The organism is Paraburkholderia sp. JHI869 (assembly GCF_038900775.1).
Classification (GTDB): Bacteria; Pseudomonadota; Gammaproteobacteria; order Burkholderiales; family Burkholderiaceae; genus Paraburkholderia.
Genome location: NZ_JAYMSC010000030.1, coordinates 39408 through 60200, shown reverse-complemented (window position 1 = coordinate 60200; position 20793 = coordinate 39408). Strand labels below are relative to the sequence as shown.

The window sequence follows — 20793 nt, the reverse complement described above, 5'->3', positions numbered from 1 at the left end:
GAACAATAACGCCCGCGCGGCAGCGCGGGCACGATACCTTCATGCCATGATCGAGATTCGCTCGGAAAGCCTGCGCAAAACACGAATCTGTCTCGCCGTCGCGCTCGCTGCGACGGCTCTTGCCGCCCATGCACAGGTGCGCGTGCCGACGCCGCCCAACAGCGGCCAGTTGCTCCAGCAGGTGCCGCAGCCTTCCACGCAGCCGCCGCCCTCGAACCTCGACCTCACGATCCAGCAGCCGAAGAACGCACCGGCGGACGACACGAAAACGTTCCCCGTGCGCACGATCGAGATCACGGGCAACACGCAGTTGCCCACCGACTTGCTGCACGCGGTCGTCGCGCCGAGCGAGGGCAAGAACCTCACGCTGAGCGACCTGAACGCGCTTGCCGACAAGATCAGCGACGTGTATCACGAGCGCGGCTTCCCTCTCGCCACGGCCTACGTGCCTGCGCAGACGATCGAGAACGGCATCGTGCGTATCGACGTGGCGGAGGCGCGTTACGGCGCGGTCTCGCTCAATAATCAGAGCGCTGTGTCGGACCGCGTGCTGAACAATACGCTCGCGGCGTTGCAGTCGGGGCAGCCGGTCAGCGAATTCCAGCTCGAGCGCACGCTGCTGCTCATGCAGGACATTCCGGGTGCGGAGGTGAGTTCGACGCTGCGGCCAGGGCAACAGGTTGGCACGTCCGATCTGCTCGTCGATGTGACGCCCCAGCAGCGCGTGACCGGCGACGCCGGCGTGGACAACTTCGGCGACCCGTATAGCGGGCGCGTTCGCGGCAGCGGCAGCCTGAACATCAACGGTCTGTTCAATCAGGGCGATCTGCTCGATTTCAGCGCGTTGACGTCGGGTAACGGCATGACTTACGGGCGCATGGATTATCGCTATCTGCTCAACGGGCAGGGCACGACGCTCGGGGCCACGGTGTCGGGGCTCGACTATCATCTCGGCAACGACCTCTCCGAACTGCAGTCGCACGGTTCTGCGTTCGTGGGCGGCGTGGTGCTCGCCCAGCCGATCATCCGCAATACGCGAGGCAATCTTTTCGGCCAGATCGAGTATGACTTCCGCAGGCTCAACGACAACATCGATATCATCGGACTCCAGAACGATCGTCACACGAATAGCTTCACCACCACGCTGGCGGGAGACCAGCTCGATGCGGGCGGCGTGACCAATGCGCGCCTCGCCATGACCTATGGCGTGCTCGCGGCGAACAACTGGCAGACCGACATCATCGACCAGCTCGGCGCCGATACCGCCGGCCATTACGTCAAGCTCTCACTGTCGCTATCGCGCCTGCAGCAGTTCACGCGCAGCGACGCGCTTTACTTCGGATTCTCGGGGCAGACGTCGAGCAAGAACCTCGACACCTCCGAGCAGTTCTACCTTGGCGGCCCCGATAGCGTGCGCGGCTATGACGTCGGCGTGCTGTCCGGCTCGCGTGGCTATCTGGCGACGATCGAGTATCGGCACGATTCGACTTTCCAGAATATTCCGGGCCTCTGGCAGTTTTCCGTTTTCGTCGATACCGGCTGGATTCAACAGTACAAGAACACCTTCGTGCCCGGACCCAATACCGGCCAGTTGAGCAGCGCCGGCTTCGGCGTGCAGTGGAACGGCCCGTACAAGCTGCTGCTCAGCGCCAGTGTTGCGTTCCCATTCGGCCGCACGCCGGAAATACTCAGCGCCAACGCCAACACGTCGGTGCACTGCTGGGTGCAGTTGCGCAAGGCGTTCTAGCGGCACGCAATGCGCGACCCGTATTGCCCCTTTGGGCAAGCGGATTTCCCCAACTCCCTATGGTCGCGGTTCTACGTTTGTGCGAAATATTTCGTTGAAGGTCTCGAACAACCAGCGCGGGCGCCGTGCGCCCGCAGTTACCCCGAATTACCGGAGGTAGTCATGTCCCAATCGGACGACGCGGCAAAGGCAGGCGGGCGCAGGGCATTCCTCAAGAACGTAGCGGTCACCGGTGTGGCGACCAGCCTTTCCGGCGTGGTCGGCGAAACCCTGGCGCAGGCCGCCACCGCAGCAACGGCCACGGGCCCGGCAGCCAAGCCGGCGACCCCTGCGACGATTGCGGTGAACAAGCAGTACGCCGAATTCCTTTCGTTCGAGGATGCACAGGACTTCGAAGACGCCAAGCGCGGGCTCGTTGCTACGCTCCCCGAACCGGTCGTCATCAAGGGCCCCGAGGGGAATGTCGCGTGGGACCTGCAGCAGTTCGCCTTCGTGAGCGGCGGCCCGGAGAACAACTCGCCGTCCACAGTGAACCCGAGCCTCTGGCGCAACGCCAAGCTCAACATGAACCACGGCCTCTTCAAGGTGGTCGACGGGATCTGGCAGGTACGCGGCTACGATCTTTCCGTCATGAGCATCATTCGCGGCGACAAGGGGTATATCGTCGTCGATCCGTTCATCACGACCGATGTGGCGTCGGTGGTCTGGAAGCAACTCGTCATTCCGCATCTGGGCGACCACCCCATTACGCACGTGATCTATACGCACAGCCACGTCGATCACTACGGCGGCGTACGCGGGCTCGTGAGCGACGACGACCTGAAGTCCGGCAAGGTGCAGATCGTGGCGCCGACAGGTTTCACCGAAGCGGCCGTGGGCGAGAACATCATCGCCGGTAACGCCATGGGGCGCCGCGCGAGCTATATGTATGGCTCGCTGCTGCCGCGCAGCGCAACGGGCATTGTCGACGGCGGGCTCGGCAAGACGACTTCGGTCGGCACCATCACGCTCGCTGTGCCCACCCAGTTCGCCGAAAAGACCGGCCAGAAGCTCACGCTCGACGGCGTGGAACTCGTGGTGCTGATGGCGCCGGAGTCGGAGGCGCCCGCCGAGTTCATGTTCTATCTGCCGAAGTTCAAGGCGTTCTGCGCGGCGGAAGACGCGACCCACACGCTCCACAATCTGTACACGCTGCGCGGCGCCAAGGTTCGCGACGCGTTGCTCTGGTCCAAGTATCTGCAATCGTCGCTCGACATGTTCGGCGACGACATGCAGGTGGTGTTCGCGTCCCACTACTGGCCGACGTGGGGCAACGATCGCGTCGTCGCATTCCTGCGCGCGCAACGCGACATGTACCGTTACATGCACGATCAGGTGCTGCGTATGGCCAACAAGGGCATGACGCCGCTGGAAATCGGCGAGGCCATACGCTTGCCCGATAGTCTCGCGAAACACTGGTTCTGCCGCGGCTACTATGGCACGGTCTACCACGACGCCGTTGCGCAGTACAACCTGCGTCTCGGGTTCTTCGACGGCGTGCCCGCGAACCTGCACCGCTTGCCGCCGACCGAGGCGGGCAAGCGCTATGTCGAGTTCATGGGCGGCTCGGCCGCTGTACTGAGCAAGGCGCATGGGTATTACAGCAAGGGCGATTACCGCTGGGTCGCTGAAGTCGTCAATCACGTCGTGTTCGCGGAGCCGCAGAACACGGCCGCGAAGCAGCTCCTCGCCGATACCTATGAGCAACTGGGCTATCAGTCGGAGTCGGCCTCATGGCGCAACTTCTATCTGACCGGTGCACAGGAACTGCGCGGCGGCATCAAGCAGCTTCCCGCGCCGCAGCCGCAGAGCCCGGACACCATCCAGGCCATGCCGCTCGACATGTTCCTCGACTATCTCGGCATTCGGCTCAACGGCGACCGCGCCAACGGGAAGACGGCTTCGTTCAATCTCGTGTTGACCGACACCAAAGAGAACTACGTGCTCGGGGTGGAGAATAGCGCGCTGCACTACACGAAGGACAAATCTTCGAAGTCGGCTGACGCCACGGTCACGATGACGCGCGCAGACCTCAACGACATCATGATGGGCAAGACCAACATGCAGAAGCTCGTGATGGCCGGCAACGCGAAAATCGACGGCAACAGCCAGAAACTGGGCGAGTTCGTTTCCTGGCTCGATACGTTCGACTTCTGGTTCAACATCGTCACGCCCTGAGGTGCCCACATGTGCGCAATCTGCAATTTCAAGCTCGATTTTGGCGTGGGCCACCCGTCGGCCCTGACCGTTGCTGTCGCGGCGCGTAGCGCGATCGATGCCGGACTGATCGAGCCGATCGATACCACCGGCGGCGCGCTCGCGGCGGCCCGCATGCGTATCTCCTCGATCGAAGCGCTCAACCTGCTGCAGGCTCGCATCGAAGAGGCTCACGGCGAAGAGGCGTTGCTGGCGCTGCCGGACTTCTACGTTCTGCTTATTGAAAACGATACGTGGGGATTCTTTCACGCGACGACCGAAGGCTTCGACCCGGACATCGTTCCCGAGATGCCGGACGTCACGGCAACCACGGACGAGCGGCGCAGCAATATCGTTATCACTTCGGAGGCGGCGTTGCGCGGCTGGCTGGAAGGGCGTTTCGACCTCGAGCGGGCGTTCGGCGACTCGCTCGCGATGATCGACGCGCCTCAGGCTCATGCCGAAGCGCTGAAGCAGATGCTGGCCAGGGCGGAATTGACGGCCACGGTGAATGCCTGATCGACGTGAACGAAACGAGCCGCACATTAGCGGCTCGCTTCGTTAAGCGGTACAGCGGTACGACAGCCCCCTTAGTCCAGTACCAGCGAGCCAAGCGCAAACGCGCCCAGCGCGGCAACGGCAATGCCGACCCAGTAAGCGAGATTCCACTGCGGCAGGAGACCTTCGCGCCGCAGCGCGTTTACGCGCCGCTTGTGCTGCACGACCGCCACGAGCAGGGCCACGGTGCCGATCACGACCATCGCGGTGCCCACTGTGCGCGGCGACCACGTCGCACCGAAGCGTCCAACAATGGGCGTGCCGCGCTGGCCCGCAACGTACTCGAAGAATTTCGCCAGCGTGAAGCCGAAGCTGATCATCGAGAGCGCGGTGCGCAGCCATGCCATCAGCGTGCGTTCGGCGGCGAGGAAGGTGCGCTCGACCGCGAGCGAAGTGCGTGCGCGAGTCTGCAGCGTGCCCTCATCGGGCTTCAGGGGCGCTGAGGGGTCTGTGTCCGGAACGATGTCGGTGTCCTGGTCGCGAGGGTTGGGCATGGCGTAACCTTCATAGCGTGCCGGAGGAGAGGGAAACACGTCTGCGTTGCCATTTCACGTAGGGAATGGCCAGCAACGTGCAAAGCACCAGATAGAGCGCCAGGGTGGGCGCGAACTGCTCCCCGGGATAGTTGGCTGCTGAAATGGCGAGTGCGATGGCCGGATGCCGCGAGGCGGTGGATAGCGCAAGCACGGACGCGTGCTCGGGTTCCGGGCCGCCCAGCAAGTGTCCCACCAGGAGGCCGGCGAGCACGAAGGCGACGATGGCCACCACCGTCCAGTGGCCGGTCGCCGAAAAGATCCCGCGCCAGGTGCCGGCCAGCAGCACGAGTATGCTCGCGAACAGCAGCACGGTGGCCAGGCGGCGCACCGGTGTGAGCAGCAGTCGCGTGGCCTGCGGCATCAGCTTCGAGACCAGCATGCCCGCCGCGAGCGGGACGATGATCATGGTCAGCACGGTCTTCATGATCGAGAGCGGCCCGACCGCCAGAGGCTGCGCGAAGAGCCAGTTGAAGAGGGCTACCGAAAGCGGCATCGTGACGATCGACACGAGCGCGAGCACCACGAGCAGACCCAGACCGTAGGGCGCGACGCCACCCGCTTTCTTGTGCTTCTTCGGCAGCAGCGGCGGCACCGGCGAGATGGCGAGCGCGGTGAGCACGACGGCCGTGGGTTGCGGCAACGCCAGGTAGTACACGCAGCCGACCACGAGGAGCGGCATGATCACCAGCATGGCGATGAGCGAGCGCAGAAGCAGCCCGGGCCGTTGCGCGATATAGAGCAGGTCGTCCCGTGTTGCCTGCAGGCCGTAGGTGAACACCGTCGCCGCGATGGCGCACTTGAGCGCGAGCAGAATCAGGTCCTTCGCGTCCATGGATATCCTGGCGAGTCGTGGTGGTGCCTGGGTATTACCTGGGAGTACGTGGCAATCACGGGACTTCGAGTGGCCCCCGGGGTGCGTCCGGTTGAACGCCGCCCGAGGGCCGTACTATTGCGCCGCAGTGGGGCGCCCCATCGAGCGCCTAGCGATGGCCGCCGCCGGCCGCGTCCATCATCTTCTCGATCACCTGGTCAACGCCGAAGCTGGCCGCCTTCTGGCGCGGCGGGAATTCCTTGAAGGTTTGAAGGAATTCGGCCACGCCGGCCTGCGCGGGCACGAGAATGAAGACGTGATCGAGCAGCCAGTCGTAGTAGGTGTTGGACGTAATGTCGGCGCGCTCGTACGGGTCCGTGCGCAAGTTGAATATCTTCGGCACGCGCAGGGTAACTAGCGGCTCGGCCCATATCCTCAATGTGCCGGTTGTGCGCTGCTCCATGAAGACGACCTTCCAGTTGTCGAAGCGCAGACACGCGAGGTCGCCGTCGTCGGTGAAATAGAAGAAGCCCTTGCGCTCGGGTTTCTTTGCCTTGCCCGTGAAGTAGGGCAAGAGGCTGAAGCCATCGAGATGGACCTTGAACTCCTTGCCGTTGGCCTTGAAGCCCTTCTTCAGTTCTTCCTTGACGTCGGGGTTGCCCGCCGCCTCCACGATGGTGGGCAGCCAGTCGAGGTGGCTCACGATCTCGTTGCACACCGTGCCCGGTTCGATGACCCCAGGCCAGCGCACGAGGCAGGGCACGCGGTACGCGCCTTCCCAGTTGGAGTTCTTCTCGTTGCGGAACGGCGTCATGCCGGCGTCGGGCCACGAGTTCATGTGCGGACCGTTGTCGGTGCTGTACATGACCATCGTGTCGTCCGCAATGCCCAATTCGTCGAGCAGTGCGAGCATCTCGCCGATATGCTTGTCGTGCTCGACCATGCAGTCGTGATATTCGGACTGCCAACGACCTGCCTGGCCACGAATGCGGTCCTCGATATGCGTGCGGAAATGCATGTGCGAGGTGTTGAACCAGAGGAAGAACGGCTTGTCTTCCTTGTGCGCCTTCTGGATGAACTCCTTCGCGGCCGCGAGAAACTCGGTGTCGATGGTCTCCATCCGCTTTTTGGTCAGCGGCCCGGTATTGTCGATCTTCTGACCGCCCTTGCCGTCGGACCAGCAGTGCATCACGCCGCGCGGGCCGTACTTCTTGCGGAAGTCGGGAAATTCCTGCGCGTCTGGATAGTCGGGCAATTCCGGTTCTTCTTCGGCATTGAGGTGATAGAGGTTGCCGAAGAATTCGTCGAAGCCGTGCATCGTCGGCAGGTGCTCGTCGCGGTCGCCGAAGTGGTTCTTGCCGAACTGTCCGGTGCTATAGCCCAGATCCTTGAGCAGTTCGGGAATATTCGGATCCTCGGCGCGCATGCCGAGCGGCGCGCCGGGCAGGCCGACCTTGGTCAGGCCCGTGCGCAGCCCGCACTGTCCCGTGATGAACGACGCACGGCCAGCTGTGCAGCTCTGTTCGCCGTAGTAGTCGGTGAACACTGCGCCGGCTTCGCCAATGCTGTCGATGTTGGGTGTGCGATAGCCCATCAGCCCCTTCGTGAAGATGCTGAGATTGGACTGACCGATGTCGTCGCCCCAAAGGATCAGGAAGTTGGGTTTCTTCTTGCCCGCCATGGAACACTCCTTTGCGCTGAATTTGCATAGCGCTACCGTTGACGGTAGCGGGGGGAGCCCGTCGTCGACGGGTTTGCGTGAGGTCACTTCTCCTGCCGGACTCAACCGGAAGCGATATCGCGGACTACGCAACGAAAGCCCACATGGCAGGTGGACGTATCGACAGGCTGCGCCATTCTGGCGGCAGGCCTGTAACGCCTGCAGTAGTTCGGTGCGCACAGGAACGAGCCGCCCTTCATCACCTTGCGCGGTATCTTGACCTGCGGCGTGCGCGGGTCGACGCTGGCTTCGACGGACCCGCCGCGCGGATTGTCGAGCGTGCAGCACGCCTTCACGATCTTGCCGTGGTCCTGGTACCAGTCGCTCGTCCACTCCCAGACGTTGCCTGCCATTTCGTAGAGTCCGTATCCGTTGGGCGCAAACGAGCCGACCGGCGCGGTCCATTCGTAGCCGTCCTCGAGCAGGTTCTGCCACGGAAATTCGCCCTGCCACGTGTTGGCCATCTGCTTGCCTTGCGGAGCGAACTCGTCGCCCCACACGAACTCCGCGCCGTCCAGGCCGCCGCGCGCGGCGAATTCCCATTCGGCTTCGGTGGGCAGCGCCTTGCCCGCCCAGCGTGCATACGCCTCGGCGTCTTCGTAGCTGACGTGCACCACGGGATGGTCCCAGAGCCCTTCGAGCGAACTGGCCGGCCCGCGCGGATGCCGCCAGTTCGCGCCGCGCGTATAGACCCACCAGTTGTAGTGATTGCGCAGATCCACGCGATGAGGCGGCTTGGCGAACATCACCGAGGAGGGTTCCAGCAGCTCGGGCAGCGCACCCGGATAGTCCTCGGGATTCGCAGGACGTTCGGCGGACGTGACGTAACCGGCGGCGTCGACGAAGCGCTTGAACTCAGCGTTCGTCACCGTGTGGCTGTCCATCCAGAAGCCGGCAACGCGCACCTTGTGCGCGGGCGCTTCCTCGGGATAGTGATGATTCGAGCCCATGACGAAGGTGCCGCCAACAATGCGGACCATGCCAGGCGGCCCTGCCGGCGAGGCAGCATCACACGTGTCGTTGAGCGCTTCAGGTGCGGGATGGACCATGATCGTGGCAGGGCGTTGGACTGTGTCGGCGGAAATAGCGGGCCACAGCGGCACGGGCGCATTGCGTGTCCGTTCGTTCGCCGCGCGCCCCGCAAACAACGTAGCGATGGTCAGTATCGGAGCGGTACAGCGGTTGCGCTATCGGTACAAGGGGCAACGATGTTGCCCTCAAGGGCAATCAGGGGCCTGTACACGCGATGCAGCCGGCGAAAAACATCGACGTGGCTCGATGTATGCAAACGCGACTGCAGTAGCGCGCTATCCAGCGGGTGAGGGCTGTGCTTCACTCCGGCGCTTGCAGGCTCCAGGTACCGTCACTGGCCCTGCAGTATTTAGGGCGCAAGGTGACCGACCGGCTTGCGGCATGCACGGCGACAACGACGTATCTGCAGGTCCTCTGATGCTTGATCGACGTGCCTTCCGGCGTGAGCGTCGCGTTGACCGTGGCCTGTCCGTCCGGGCCGCTCTTGGTCCACTGGCTCGCTTCTCCGTCGTCTCTCGTGTTCAGCACGGCCCGCACCGTGCTGTCCAGCGCTTCGATGTCGTGCGGATCGAGGCCCTCGATCCGCACATCGCGCATGAAGCCAGTGTCCGCCGACCAGGCCGGCAACGCGATGCAAACCGGCAGCAGGGCGCCGAACGCGGCAATGCGAAGTCCGCGTTCGATGCGTTCGATGCGTTCGGCGAGGCGGTGGTAGGACATGGCCGTTCCCGTAACCCGAAAAGCGCCGTAGCGGCGAAGTGGTCTTCCATTCACCGGGGCACATCACCCCTCTCTTATTGTTCCAGTGCTACGGGGGTGTTGCCATCGGGAGTTGGGGCAGTGGCACTGCCCCTTTGGGCAACGCGATTGCCCCGCGCCCCTATGGCATGGCGCTGCGGCCTGGATGAAACTCGCGGGTGGCGCTTTCGCGGCTTGTGCGCTTGCGCTTTCGGCGTGCGCCGCTGCATGCCGCGAACGTTGGCAACGCAACGACCGCACCGTCAGGGCAGGCGCCAATAGCCAGATCGATTTCGTGACCGCCAGGCCGCAGTTCATTTCGCTCGTCCGCATTCTGCGGCGGTACGGCAGTCGGTTCCTGTTGATGTGTTCAGGGGTGAGGACCACCATGTCTGCGAAGTCGGGACGCGACTTTCGGCATGCCGGCGATCGACGCGGGCGCATGCGCGCCACCCTGATCGCCGGGATTGCCATTGCCTTCAGCGGTGCTTGTCTTTTTCCGGCGGCGGCGCGTGCGCAGAGTACGCCGTCGTTGCCGACTTTCACCGGGCCCGATGTACAAAAGCGTGCCAACGGGGTGCTTGCGCTGCTGAGCTTTACCGTCACGCCGGACCTCTCCGCGAGTTCGCTCGGCATTCGCAATGGGGCCACCGGCGATCCCTCGCTCAGCATGACCCAGGTCGGCGGCGGCTTCACGATGAGCAAAAGCTTCCCGCTCTATCTGGAAGGCGCCATTGGCGGTTCTCGCTACGATCCCACCTTCGTCGTCTCGGATGGCCAGGAGCAGCGTGCGCTGCCCACGCGCTGGACGAACGTCGCGGCGACCGGCGGCATCGGCTGGGATTTTCCGCTCAACGAAAAGGGAGACCTGGTCATACGGCCGATCTTCAATTTTTCGCTAGGCGAAGTGTTCAGCGACGCTACGGCAGCCCAGTTTCTGATCAATCGCCGTACCGACAAGAACGTTGCCTTCATCGAAAACGGCTCGCTCAACGCCTATGGGCTTGGCGGGTCGCTGATGATCGGCTGGTATCCGCGCCAGGAGCCCTATGAGTTCGACCTCGAGTTGCGCTATACGAATATTTATCTGCAAAGCTTTGGCTCGTCGAGCGGTGTGCGCGGCACGGCCGATGCCCAGTCGACCAATCTCTATGCGCGCTGGCGTGCGCCGACCGGTTTGCTGGCGCTGAACCGGCCATTGCGCTACGTCCTCGAACTCTCGCACTCCACCTATCTCGGGAGCCAGGCGGACGTCCTCGGCTTCAATCAGCTCACATCGCTGGGCGTGGGCCTCGAAATCGACACGGGCGCGGTGACGAAACTCTTTTCGCGGCTGCGGATCGTGGCGCGCTACGCGTTCGGCAAGGACGTTACGGGCGCGTCGCTGGGGCTGGCGCTCAGCTTTTGATGTTTTCCGGGAACGGGTTGCCTGATGGAGAGCCAGCATGAGGAATCGTAGCGCTAGCGTGATCGTTGCGGTATGGATTGCCGCGTCGGGTTCGTCGGCGCTGGCTGCACAATCGGGTTCCGCCAATACGGCGGACACGCCGTGGCAGTTCGCTATCACACCGTATTTGTGGCTGCCGAGCGTGGGCGGCACCTTGCGGTTCACGCTTCCGGAGGGCGGCGCCGATGCATCGACCGGCCCATACGATTACCTGCAGCACCTGCGGTTAGCGCTCATGCTGCAAGGCGAAGCCAGAAAAGGCGATTGGAGTCTTTTCGCCGACTCGATTTATCTGAGCTTCGGGCGGCATGGCAGTGCATTCAACCAGTTCGATACTGCGGCGGCATCCGGCGAGGCGCAACACGACGTCGAAACGAGCCTGAAGGGCTGGCTGGTCCAGGTGGGTGGCGGGCGCACCGTGCTGCGCCAGTCGTGGGGTAACGCCGACGCCATCCTGGGTTTGCGATACCTCGGCATCAAGGCGACGCTGGACGCGTCGGCCTCGGCGAGCCTCGATAACGGCGCGTCGGCGACGCCGGACATTCATGCTTCGCAAACCCAGAACATCGTCGACGGTTTTGTGGGCGTGCGTGGGCGCGTGCTGCTGAGCGGCGATGGACATTGGTACGCGCCGTACTACCTGGACATCGGCGCCGGAACCTCCCGGTTCACGTGGCAGGCGCTGGCCGGGATTGGCTACGCGCTGAAGTGGGGAGACGTCAGCGTGACCTACCGGTATCTGGCCTTCTACGGCTCAGGCGACCAGCTCGTGCAAACGCTGCGCTTCAACGGTCCGAGCGCCAATCTGACGTTCCGGTTCTAGATGGGCTCAATGGCTGGTAGCGTCAATTCGACGGCATGGATTGCTGCACGCTGAGGAGGTTCTGCGGCACGACGCGGATCAGGCCGCCACGTGGGCTGTCGATATCGGCAATCAGCGAAAGCGAGAGCGAGACGGTAATGGGCAGCACGAACATCAGCACGCGCCGCCCGGCTTTGCCCCGCACGCCATAGCCCTGCATCAGGTTGCTGAAGAAGGCGATGGCGATCATGAGGGTCCAGGCGGAAACGGGAATACGGTTGAGCCAGGCGGCTTGTGTATACCCTTGCGTGTTGAGGACGTCGTTCATGCCGGCCACCGAGAGCGCCGTGATCGGCGTAGGCCGGGCTTCGGCGGCCTCGCGCACGGTCGCCCATAGCTGTCCTTGAACGTCTGAGGTCCTGGTGTTGAGGACGTCGAGTTCCTGCGCGTTGCGTGTCTTGTAGAAAGTAATGCGCAACTGGAGGTATTGAGCCAGCAGGGCTTTCGCCCTGGCCGCCTGCGGGGCGCCAAGCAGATCGGCACGCAAGTATTCGGTGCCGATGGCGTTGGCTTCTTCTTCCTCGTAATTCTTGCGCTGGTCGTAGCGGCTCACAGCCATCGAGAGCGTAAAGCCGATCAGGAGTGCGAGCAGCGTGAGCGTGGCACCCTGAACCACGTTGTAGTTGTCGCGCGCGTCGTCAGTAAGCGGAATGGCGCGCTGCATCAGGATGGCGCCGAGCGCGGCCGCAAGGGAAAGAAGGACGATCAGCGTAATGAAGAGATACGCGGGATGATGAATAAGCTGCGTCATTACGGCTCCCAGGAAGTGGGGCGTATCGCCGCTGGCGTTCATGCTCCTGCGAGATACGCACTCCAGATCGTGCTTCGGATCGATCCGCAAACGCGGCCCAAGGAGGCTGGGCGTTGCGGTCCCCGGCGATTACCCACAAAAAAACCCGCACAAGGCGGGCGCCAATTCGCCGCTCGGATCGCCTGTTACGGTTTGCGAACCGACGGCTTCATCTTATCGTGAACAATCGTGACAGAGCGTTGCCCCAAACCCTGAGTGATGTGTCCGCGCCGAAGTGGATCGCGTGAGCGGATCTTCATTGCGTGGTGCAGGGGGGAAAGACGAAGGTTTGCAATCCATTCTGAATATTTGTCTATTCATTCGCTTCAATTCAATTCGATAGCTTCGACCGGAATTTCGATGTAAATGCCCCGCAGTGGCGGACGGCCTCTTCGTTTGAATATGCGTATTGCCTGAAAGAACGGTAGTTATCATCCTTTCAGTACAGTCAGGAGACAAGCAGCTCACGAAATTGCTATAACGCAATCATACGTATTCGCAACTCAAGCCAATGCGGCAGGGAATCTCGGTGCCTGCTGCTCGAATACGGATCCATTTACGCTAAATGGAGTGTTATTGTGCATAACAATTCCGCCAGGACGATCCACGTTGTAGAAGACGATGTATCCATGCGCACGGCACTGAAAAGACTTTTGAGCAGTGCGGGTTATTCGGTCCGCGATTATGCTTCGGCCGGTGAATTCCTCGTGAGCGAACCCGGGGAATGGTCTGGCTGCCTGCTGGTCGATCTGGAACTGGGCGGCCCGAGCGGTCTGGATCTCCAGCAGGCATTGCGGCGCCAGCCGCGTGCGCTCCCGGTCGTGTTCATGAGCGCGTACAGCGACGTGCCCAGGACCGTGCAGGCGATGAAGGCCGGCGCCGTGGATTTTCTCGTCAAGCCGTTCGAACGCCAAACCTTGTTGAATGCGCTCGAAGCGGCGCTCGACATAGGTGCGGAAGAGCCGCATGCGCGCGCCTCGTGCGCCTCCGGGCTCAACCTAGGCGAGCGCGAGCGCACCGTCTTGCGGGGCATCGTCGCGGGGCGCCGCAACAAGCAGATCGCGGCCGATCTCGGCCTCTCCGAGCGGACCATCAAGAGTTGCCGCGCGGAACTCATGCGTAAATTCGGTGCGGATTCGCTCGCCGACCTGTTGCGGCGCGCAGATGGGTTGGCGGTGGCGGCGTAGCGTGTCGGCGTGCATGCGTCGCGTCGCAAGGCGCAGAACCACGATTATTGGCCAGCGAATGTCTGCGTCGAACCGTTATTCATTTATGCGCACCATTTACCGCCGTTCACCGTGCCTTTTAGTCTGGTTTAACTGCTGAAACAGGAAATATTCGCCGGGGTAAGGAAAAATTGCTTGTCATTTAGCGAAAACCGGACGGCGAATGCTTTGCTTTATCCGATATTTACCGAATAGAGGCACGCGTGCTCCGAAAATGTCCAGTATTTGGCTCGCCACATGATGGCGATCTGGTTTTCAATTTCAGGCCTGACCTGAAATGGAGAAAAACGCTTTGCCGCGCACTGTGCCTGGAAGGCTGCCGACGTATGTTTGCGGACATCGGATGAACGGCGCACTCGCCGCGCTACGCAGTGTGTTTGCGCTCGTGATGTATCGATCGGTATTTGCCACCCGACTCCTGCGCGCCTTGGCCCATTCGGCGGCGGCTTGCCTGCTCGGCGTGTCGAGCGCCGCGCTCGCGGCGGAACCGGCCCATGTGGTGATCTTCACAGGCACCGATCCCATACAGCCCGCCGCACTGGTGCAGATCAAGCAGATCAGGAACATGCTGGAAACGTCCGCGCCGCACGGTGCGGAAGTCTATCTCGAGGCACTCGACGGCTTTCGCTTCGGCGCCGAAGATCTCACGCCCGAGTTTCTTGCGTTGATGAAGAAGAAGTACGCGAATCAGCGTATCGATCTGTTGGTCGGGATCGGCAACCATGCCGCCGACTTTGCACTGCAATATCACGCGCAACTCTGGCCCGGCGCACCCGTCCTGCTCACGAGCGTTCCCGAAAGCTGGTTCACTCAGCACACCCTGCCAGCCGGTTTCGCTCACGTGCCGTTTCGCATCGATGTCTCGAAGACGTTGGCCATAGCCGAAGATCTGCAACCGGACGCCCATCACCTTGTGGTCATAGGCGGCGCGACCGATGTGGATTATTCGTTCATCGATCGCGTGGTCGCGGCGGCGAGGCATCCGGGCCGATGGACTTCGGTCGAAGTGTGGCGCGGGCTGCTTCCACACGAGATCGAGGAACGGCTTGCGCGCCTCGACAGCCAATCGGCTGTGGTTTATACGACCTTTTATCGAGACCGGGAAGGACATCGCTATTTTCCGAATCAGCTTCTGCCTCGCATCGTCGCGGCCACGGGCGCACCGATCTACGGGTGGTACTCGACCTATCTCGAAGGCGGTGTGACCGCTGGGGCCATGTACGACTTCGAGGAAAATGGGCGCCTGAGTGCGCAGGCGGCGCTCGCGATCCTGCACAACGGCGGGCGCACGGAGGGGCTTAAGTTCCCAGCGTTGTCCACACGCTGTACGGCGAACGTGACGCAACTGGAGCGCTTTGGTCTTTCGACCTCCGCACTGCCTGCCGATTGCGAACTGATCGATTTTCCGCGCTCGATCTTTCGCGAGTATCACGGCGTGGTGCTGAGCGCATTGGCGGTGCTGCTGTTGCAGACCATTACGATTGTCGCGCTGCTGGCACAGCGGCGCAGCCGGCGGCTTGCGGAAGCAGACGCCACCGCACGGCGTGGCGAACTCGCGCGCGCGGCGCGCTTCGCGACGGTGGGCGAGTTGAGCGCCTCGATCGCGCATGAAGTGGGGCAGCCGCTGGGCGCGATCCTGAGCAATGCCGACGCCGCGGAACTCCTCGTCAAGGCCTCGCGCGTCGACACAGTGGAGCTTGAAGAGATTCTCTCCGATGTGAAGCGCGACGCGCTGCGCGCCAACGACGTGGTGCAGCGTTTGCGCAGCTTGCTGCAGAAGCAGGGCGGCGCCTTCGGTCCGTTGCCGCTGGAGCGCACCCTGCAGTGCGCATTGACGCTGGTCGCGCCGGAAGCGAAGCGGCGTGCGATCAGTCTGGAGACAGATTTCGATGCCGGCGATGCCGAGATCATGGGCGATGCGGTCCAGCTCCAGCAAGTGGTGCTCAATCTGGCGATCAACGCGATGGACGCGATGCATGACACCGTTGCGCTCAACCGCGTGCTCACGCTCGCCACGAAGCGGCGGGCAGGTGGCGTTGAATTCACCATAGCCGACCACGGCTGTGGTTTCGGTGCCGTTTTGGCGCAGCGCCTGTTCGAGCCGTTCTATACGACCAAGCCGCATGGCATGGGGTTGGGCTTGTCCATCGTGCGCTCGATAGTCGAGGCGCACCACGGCAGCGTTGGCGTGGCGGCGCGTGAGGGCGGCGGTACGACATTCACGGTCTGGCTGCCCTGTGCCCGCGCCACTGGCGAGACGGCGCACGTTGCCGCGTCTCATGCGCAGCGGGCTGCGGGAGCGCTGGGCCGCGCCGAAGGCGCGACCCAGCAAACCTCGACCTGAGCCTGCCGCGCCCCGCAGCACGCGCATTTAAGGCAATCGCGCGCCAGCCGATGGTCCATGTGGCTGGCACGCTCTCAACCTCAGTACGGTGCATTCACGACGACGTATTGCGCACCCTGTGGCTGATACCACGTGCTCCCGCATTGCTGATAGACCATGCCACCGTAATTGACCGGCACGCAATTCGAGGGCACGGAGTGCACGATCGACCCGACGACGGCCGACGTTACGCCAACGGCAGCCGTCACCGCGGCCGCCGTTGCGACCGGATGGTAATCGTCGTCCCATCCGCCGTGCCGGTCGACGTTGGCGTTGACATTGACGTTGCGATTCACGTTGACGTTGTTCACGCTCGTGTTGCGCACGTTGCGTGTGCGTGCGTCGGCGCGCGCGCTGTTCACTTGCGCGCCGCCACCGTGCGGACCGCCGCCGCCGCCGCGCGGGCCACCGCCGGCATGTTCGCGGGCGGCGTGAGCGCCACCGCCACGGCCCGCTGCGTTCACGGGTAGCGGCGCCGCGATGGCAAGGCAGACGGCCAGAAGGGTCGGAATGAGTACCGTGCGATGCTGGTTGAATGCGGTTTTCATCGGCTTACCCCTTCTTCGCTGCGACAGGAACGAAATCGATCTTCTTCGCGTCCGCTGGCGGCTTGAACGTGAATATCGCGTCCTTGAAGTCGGGGCGAAGCGTCCAGTCGATGACCGAGACCGATTGCGGGCGGGCGTCGTCGTCGCGGCGTGTGATCACGATCTTGCGTGGCAGCGGGTGCTCTCCAGTCGTGATCCAGACTTGCCAGTCGATGTTCTTTTGCCGGAATGCGTAGTGGTCGCAGAGGTCATATCCCACGTAGTCCTGACCGGCGAACATTGCGGACTCGAACTGGCCGGTGGGCGCTTGTGGCGTCCCCCAGACGAACAGATCGGCGAGCGGGACTTCCACGCCATAGCGCTCACCCAGTTGATCGATCAGCGCATCGATGTTGCCGGTGAAGGCCGCCGTGGCGTAGTACTTTTGCGCGGGTGTAAAGAGCGTGACGTTCTTGCCGTCAAACACGATTTCGCGATTGCTGCGCGCACTCTTCATGACGGCGCGGATGCGGTTGGGCCGGTCGACGTCGAGAACGGCGGTTGCCGTGTGCTGCAACTTCTGGCCGTCTTCGAGCACACGCTCGCCGGTCAGTTGGGTGGTGACGGTAAAGCGCTTGAGCGACTGGAGCGTGGTCCCCATTTTATGCAGCGCCTCGACGGCGGCTGGGTCCACGGCAACGGCTTCGCTGCTAGCCGCCGGCGCGGACGCGGTTTGCGCGCCGACATGCGGCGCGATGAATGTAGCTGCCAGTATGGCAAGGCTTAATGCTCTTTGCTTCATCATGTTCTCCCGGCGCGCGAGTGAGCCGTCGCATAACGTCGAAGTGTCGCGGCGCGCCTCACGTGTTGCACGAAGGCATGGCGCGCACGCAGTGCGTAATGTAGTGGCCGGCGCAATGAAAGAAAAGCGTTCTGCCCAAAATTGCCCAAAAGGGCAGTGGCGTTGCCCGAAGTCCCTATGGTTGCGCTGCCCATTCTGGACAACGATGCATAAGTGACCTGCATTGCAAGGGGCACGTCAGCACTCGGTCAAAGACTACTTGGGTGGCGCATGGACGGAGAACCCCACCTGATCGTGATTCTCGAAGACGACAGTGGATTGCGCAGCGCCATCGAGCGTCTGTGCCGCCTGTCCGGATTCAAAACGCGATCGTTTCGTAGTGCGGAAGAATTTGGCGCTTCCGATTGTGCGTCCTCAGCGCGCTGCCTGATCGTGGATGTGCAGCTGCCGGGCGTATCGGGTCCCGCATTCTATGGAACATTGCAACTGCCGCGGCCGCCGGCCGTGTTCATCACGGCGTATGACGGGCCTGCTACGCGGCAGGCCGTCGATGGGTTTGGGGATCATGCGTTGCTCACCAAGCCGTTTTTGGGCGCGGCGCTGCTTGGCGCAGTGAACGAGGCGATGCAGCACGGAGGTTGAAGTGCGGTTTTCCATCAGTGATCATTGTTCTCCGACTCGAGAATGAACCCAACGCGTTGCATCGTGCATGTTCGGATCTGGCGCAACGGGTTGCGTCAACTGGCCATACACGCGTTATGCGCATGTTTCGCGCTCTCGGCCTGCGTCAGCCAGCCGTCGCCGCCTGCGCCGAGTCCAGCCACGCAGCCGCCGTCAGCCGGTGCTCTCGTGAGCGCTCCATTGCCGTCGTGGCGAGACGGTGCGGTGCGCAATGCGATCCTCAAGTTCGTGAACGACGTGACGCGCGATGGCTCGCCCAGCTATGTGCCACCGGAAGCCCGTATCGCGGTATTCGACAACGACGGGACGCTCTGGAGCGAACGGCCCATGCCGTTTCAGCTCATTTTCATGATCGATCAACTCAAGGCGGCCGCACCGCAGCACCCGGAGTGGAAGCGTAACCCGGCCTTCAAGGCGCTGATGGCGAACGACGCCGCGGCGCTCGCCAGAAACGAAACGGCCTTGCTGCAACTTCTGGAGGTCGCCAACAGCGGCATGACGACGGACCAGTACGACCAGTCGATACGCCAATGGCTCGCCAGCGCGCGTCATCCCGCACTCGACAGACCCTACACCTCGCTCGTGTATCAGCCGCAACTCGAACTGCTCGACTTCTTGCGCGCCAATGGTTTCCAGATCTGGATCGTCTCGGGCGGAACGGCCGAATTCATGCGCGTATGGGTAACGGCGGCGTATGGCATTGCGCCGGAGCAGGTGGTCGGCACACAGGAAAAGCTCAAGTACGTGTGGCGCGACGGCAAGCCTGCCTTGTATCGGGAGCCTGGCATCGAGTTCAATGACGACGGCGCAGGCAAACCGGTTGGCATCTTCCGCGCGATCGGCCGGCGGCCGATTCTCGCGTTCGGCAATTCGGATGGCGATCGGGAAATGCTTGAGTACGCAACAGGCGGCGCCGGTCCTTCGCTGGGACTGCTGCTGCATCACGACGATGCCGGGCGCGAATTCGCTTATGACCGGCACGCCGGATCGGCGAGTCTCGACAAGGCCTGGGACGAAGCGGCGGCGCGTGGCTGGGTCGTGGTGAGCATGAAGCAGGACTGGAAAGCGGTGTTTTCCGCGGCGCCGGCGCGATCGCCGTAGTGTCACGCTGGCGCCGCGCTGGACGTCGCTCCGACCCGGCGGCGACTTCCAGCGCGTGCGTAGTGTCACACGCGAAAATCCGCCGCCATGTCTTCGTCGGTGCGCGCTTCCAGCTTGCCCGTTCGGCATGCACGCATAAACGTTTCGTAATCCTTTTCGTTCTGCTCGGCATACGCGAACGCATAGTCGACCAGCGCCTCGGCGAAGCGTTCGCCGCTGCCCAGATAGGCGGAAATTTCAACGGCCTTGCCACCGGCCTTCGCGTGTGCGCGGGCGAGCGCCCAGCCGCACAGGCGTGCGTAGCCCTGCAGCACCGTATTGCTCATGCGCTCCACTTCCGCCGAAACCTTCATGTCGCGCAACTGCCGGAAATAGAAGTTGCGTTTGGCCGGACCCGTAGTCCAGCCGAGAAAAGCGTCGCTCGCGGCCTGCAGCAGGCGCTGGCCCATCACCACGCGCTGGCCCTGGTGAGCCGGCCCTTCGGCTTTGAAATAGCGCGCAATGACCGACTCGCGCGCCTCCTTCACCTGGAGGAATAGTGGCTTGCCATAGCCGTCCACCATCAGCAGGACGAGGCAAAAGGTGCCCACGCTACCCACGCCCACCACCTTGAATGCGATGTCCTGCAACTGAAACTCGTTGACTAGCGCGCGCCGTTCGGAGGAAAGCGTGCCGAGATAATCGTCGAATGCGGCGGCGAGCTTGCCTTGCCACGCCTCGGTATTGGACCACGCCTCTTCCTTGCCGAGCAACGTATTGGGACCGCCGGGGTGAAAGAGCGCGGGCGGGGCGTCCTGAATGGTCCAGCGACCGTTGGCTTCGACCGCCATTTTCGCCAGCATGCTTTCGTTCGTGCGTCCCTCTGCCTTTTCCTTCGTTTTGATGAGCAGACGCCTTCCTTCCTCAGTGGCCGCGGAGTCAATCATGCGCTCGAAGGTCACCATGTCGTGCCAAAGCTCCAGCGTGCTGCACTTCGAATACTCGTTCATGCGGTTGCGGTATTCGAGGACGGCCGTGGAAACGAGGTCGCTGATCGTGCCGCGGCCTACGCCCATGTGCTGTCCGGCAATGGCGAAGCTCGCACAAAGCCGCTTGACGTCCCACTCCCAGGGCCCGGTGGCGACTTCGTCGAAGTCGTTGAGGTCGAAGACGAGTTGGCGCTCGGGCGTGGCGAAGCCGCCGAAATTCATCAAATGCGCGTCGCCGCAGATTGGAAAGACAATGCCGGTATTGATGGTTCCGGCGAGGTCGTGAGCCTGGAGTATCGCGCTGCCGCGATAGAAGGTGAATGGCGAAACCGCCATACGCCCGTAGCGAAGCGGAACGAGCGACTCGACACGGCCCGCGCTGTTTTGCTTGAGTAGCGCCACAGGATCGCGCTCGGTGTCGCCGATTTTCGCGTGCAGCGAGCGCTTGGCCTGCTCGCGCGCCTCGCGGCCGATTGCCTGCCGGGTTTCCAGACTCTGGATTTCCGCCATTTGCGCACCTCACAGTTTGTTATCCGAAACGTTATCGCGCGGCCGGCAGGAGCTGCGACTCGCTGCGCGAGCGGCTCCCGGAAGACGGAGTCGGCGAAAATCAGTCTAGCATCGAATCG

18 protein-coding genes are annotated in these 20793 nt (G+C 62.8%); 9 read left to right on the top strand and 9 right to left on the bottom strand.

From position 1 onward, the window contains the following. The first annotated feature begins 46 nt into the window (after positions 1–46). From VSR72_RS34740 to VSR72_RS34730, 3 genes are all read left to right on the top strand, one after another. Positions 47–1747 (top strand): ShlB/FhaC/HecB family hemolysin secretion/activation protein, encoded by a 1701-nt coding sequence (locus VSR72_RS34740; protein ID WP_342956781.1) that lies wholly within the window; start codon positions 47–49, stop codon positions 1745–1747. A gap of 162 nt (positions 1748–1909) precedes the next feature. Further along, complete coding sequence (locus tag VSR72_RS34735) at positions 1910–3964, top strand: alkyl sulfatase dimerization domain-containing protein (RefSeq protein ID WP_342956780.1); 2055 nt, start codon at positions 1910–1912, stop codon at positions 3962–3964. A gap of 45 nt (positions 3965–4009) precedes the next feature. Next, a complete protein-coding gene (locus tag VSR72_RS34730) occupies positions 4010–4501 on the top strand; it encodes a hypothetical protein (RefSeq protein ID WP_342956779.1) in 492 nt (163 codons plus the stop codon). A 71-nt stretch (positions 4502–4572) separates the two neighbouring features. Here VSR72_RS34730 and VSR72_RS34725 read toward each other — a convergent pair whose 3' ends face one another. The 5 genes from VSR72_RS34725 to VSR72_RS34705 all read right to left on the bottom strand — a co-directional run bounded on the left by VSR72_RS34725 (position 4573) and on the right by VSR72_RS34705 (position 9359). Beyond that, positions 4573–5034, bottom strand: a complete 462-nt coding sequence (locus tag VSR72_RS34725) for a DUF202 domain-containing protein (RefSeq protein ID WP_342956778.1) — start codon at positions 5032–5034, stop codon at positions 4573–4575. A gap of 10 nt (positions 5035–5044) precedes the next feature. Continuing rightward, the gene (locus VSR72_RS34720; protein WP_342956777.1) at positions 5045–5908 is read right to left on the bottom strand and encodes a hypothetical protein; all 864 of its coding nucleotides are present in this window, start codon (positions 5906–5908) and stop codon (positions 5045–5047) included. A 148-nt stretch (positions 5909–6056) separates the two neighbouring features. Then, entirely contained in the window at positions 6057–7568 is a 1512-nt protein-coding gene (locus VSR72_RS34715; protein ID WP_342956776.1) for an arylsulfatase, read from the bottom strand. A gap of 101 nt (positions 7569–7669) precedes the next feature. Then, positions 7670–8587, bottom strand: a complete 918-nt coding sequence (locus VSR72_RS34710) for a formylglycine-generating enzyme family protein (RefSeq protein WP_342956775.1) — start codon at positions 8585–8587, stop codon at positions 7670–7672. A 352-nt stretch (positions 8588–8939) separates the two neighbouring features. After that, positions 8940–9359, bottom strand: a complete 420-nt coding sequence (locus VSR72_RS34705; RefSeq protein ID WP_342956774.1) for a hypothetical protein — start codon at positions 9357–9359, stop codon at positions 8940–8942. 460 nt (positions 9360–9819) lie between these two features. Between VSR72_RS34705 and VSR72_RS34700 the strand changes: the two genes are divergently transcribed. Further along, positions 9820–10785 (top strand): hypothetical protein, encoded by a 966-nt coding sequence (locus VSR72_RS34700; protein ID WP_342956773.1) that lies wholly within the window; start codon positions 9820–9822, stop codon positions 10783–10785. Between the two features lie 37 nt (positions 10786–10822). Further along, positions 10823–11647, top strand: a complete 825-nt coding sequence (locus tag VSR72_RS34695; RefSeq protein ID WP_342956772.1) for a hypothetical protein — start codon at positions 10823–10825, stop codon at positions 11645–11647. Positions 11648–11669: 22 nt separating this feature from the next. Here VSR72_RS34695 and VSR72_RS34690 read toward each other — a convergent pair whose 3' ends face one another. Continuing rightward, the gene (locus VSR72_RS34690; protein ID WP_342956771.1) at positions 11670–12437 is read right to left on the bottom strand and encodes a hypothetical protein; all 768 of its coding nucleotides are present in this window, start codon (positions 12435–12437) and stop codon (positions 11670–11672) included. A gap of 617 nt (positions 12438–13054) precedes the next feature. Here VSR72_RS34690 and VSR72_RS34685 point away from each other — a divergent pair. Next, positions 13055–13663, top strand: coding sequence for a response regulator (locus VSR72_RS34685; protein WP_342956770.1), 609 nt, complete (start codon positions 13055–13057; stop codon positions 13661–13663). 382 nt (positions 13664–14045) lie between these two features. Beyond that, positions 14046–16046: an ATP-binding protein gene (locus tag VSR72_RS34680; protein WP_342956769.1), complete on the top strand. Its 2001-nt coding sequence runs from the start codon at positions 14046–14048 to the stop codon at positions 16044–16046. 80 nt (positions 16047–16126) lie between these two features. On the opposite strand, the gene VSR72_RS34675 is transcribed toward VSR72_RS34680, so the two are convergent. Continuing rightward, positions 16127–16633 (bottom strand): hypothetical protein, encoded by a 507-nt coding sequence (locus VSR72_RS34675; protein ID WP_342956768.1) that lies wholly within the window; start codon positions 16631–16633, stop codon positions 16127–16129. A gap of 4 nt (positions 16634–16637) precedes the next feature. Then, positions 16638–17417 (bottom strand): DUF2092 domain-containing protein, encoded by a 780-nt coding sequence (locus VSR72_RS34670; protein WP_342956767.1) that lies wholly within the window; start codon positions 17415–17417, stop codon positions 16638–16640. Positions 17418–17708: 291 nt separating this feature from the next. Between VSR72_RS34670 and VSR72_RS34665 the strand changes: the two genes are divergently transcribed. Then, a complete protein-coding gene (locus VSR72_RS34665; protein ID WP_342956766.1) occupies positions 17709–18056 on the top strand; it encodes a response regulator in 348 nt (115 codons plus the stop codon). A 207-nt stretch (positions 18057–18263) separates the two neighbouring features. Then, a complete protein-coding gene (locus VSR72_RS34660) occupies positions 18264–19196 on the top strand; it encodes an HAD family hydrolase (protein WP_342956765.1) in 933 nt (310 codons plus the stop codon). Positions 19197–19261: 65 nt separating this feature from the next. Here VSR72_RS34660 and VSR72_RS34655 read toward each other — a convergent pair whose 3' ends face one another. After that, positions 19262–20674, bottom strand: a complete 1413-nt coding sequence (locus tag VSR72_RS34655) for a DUF2252 domain-containing protein (protein WP_342956764.1) — start codon at positions 20672–20674, stop codon at positions 19262–19264. Between the last annotated feature and the right edge of the window lie 119 nt (positions 20675–20793).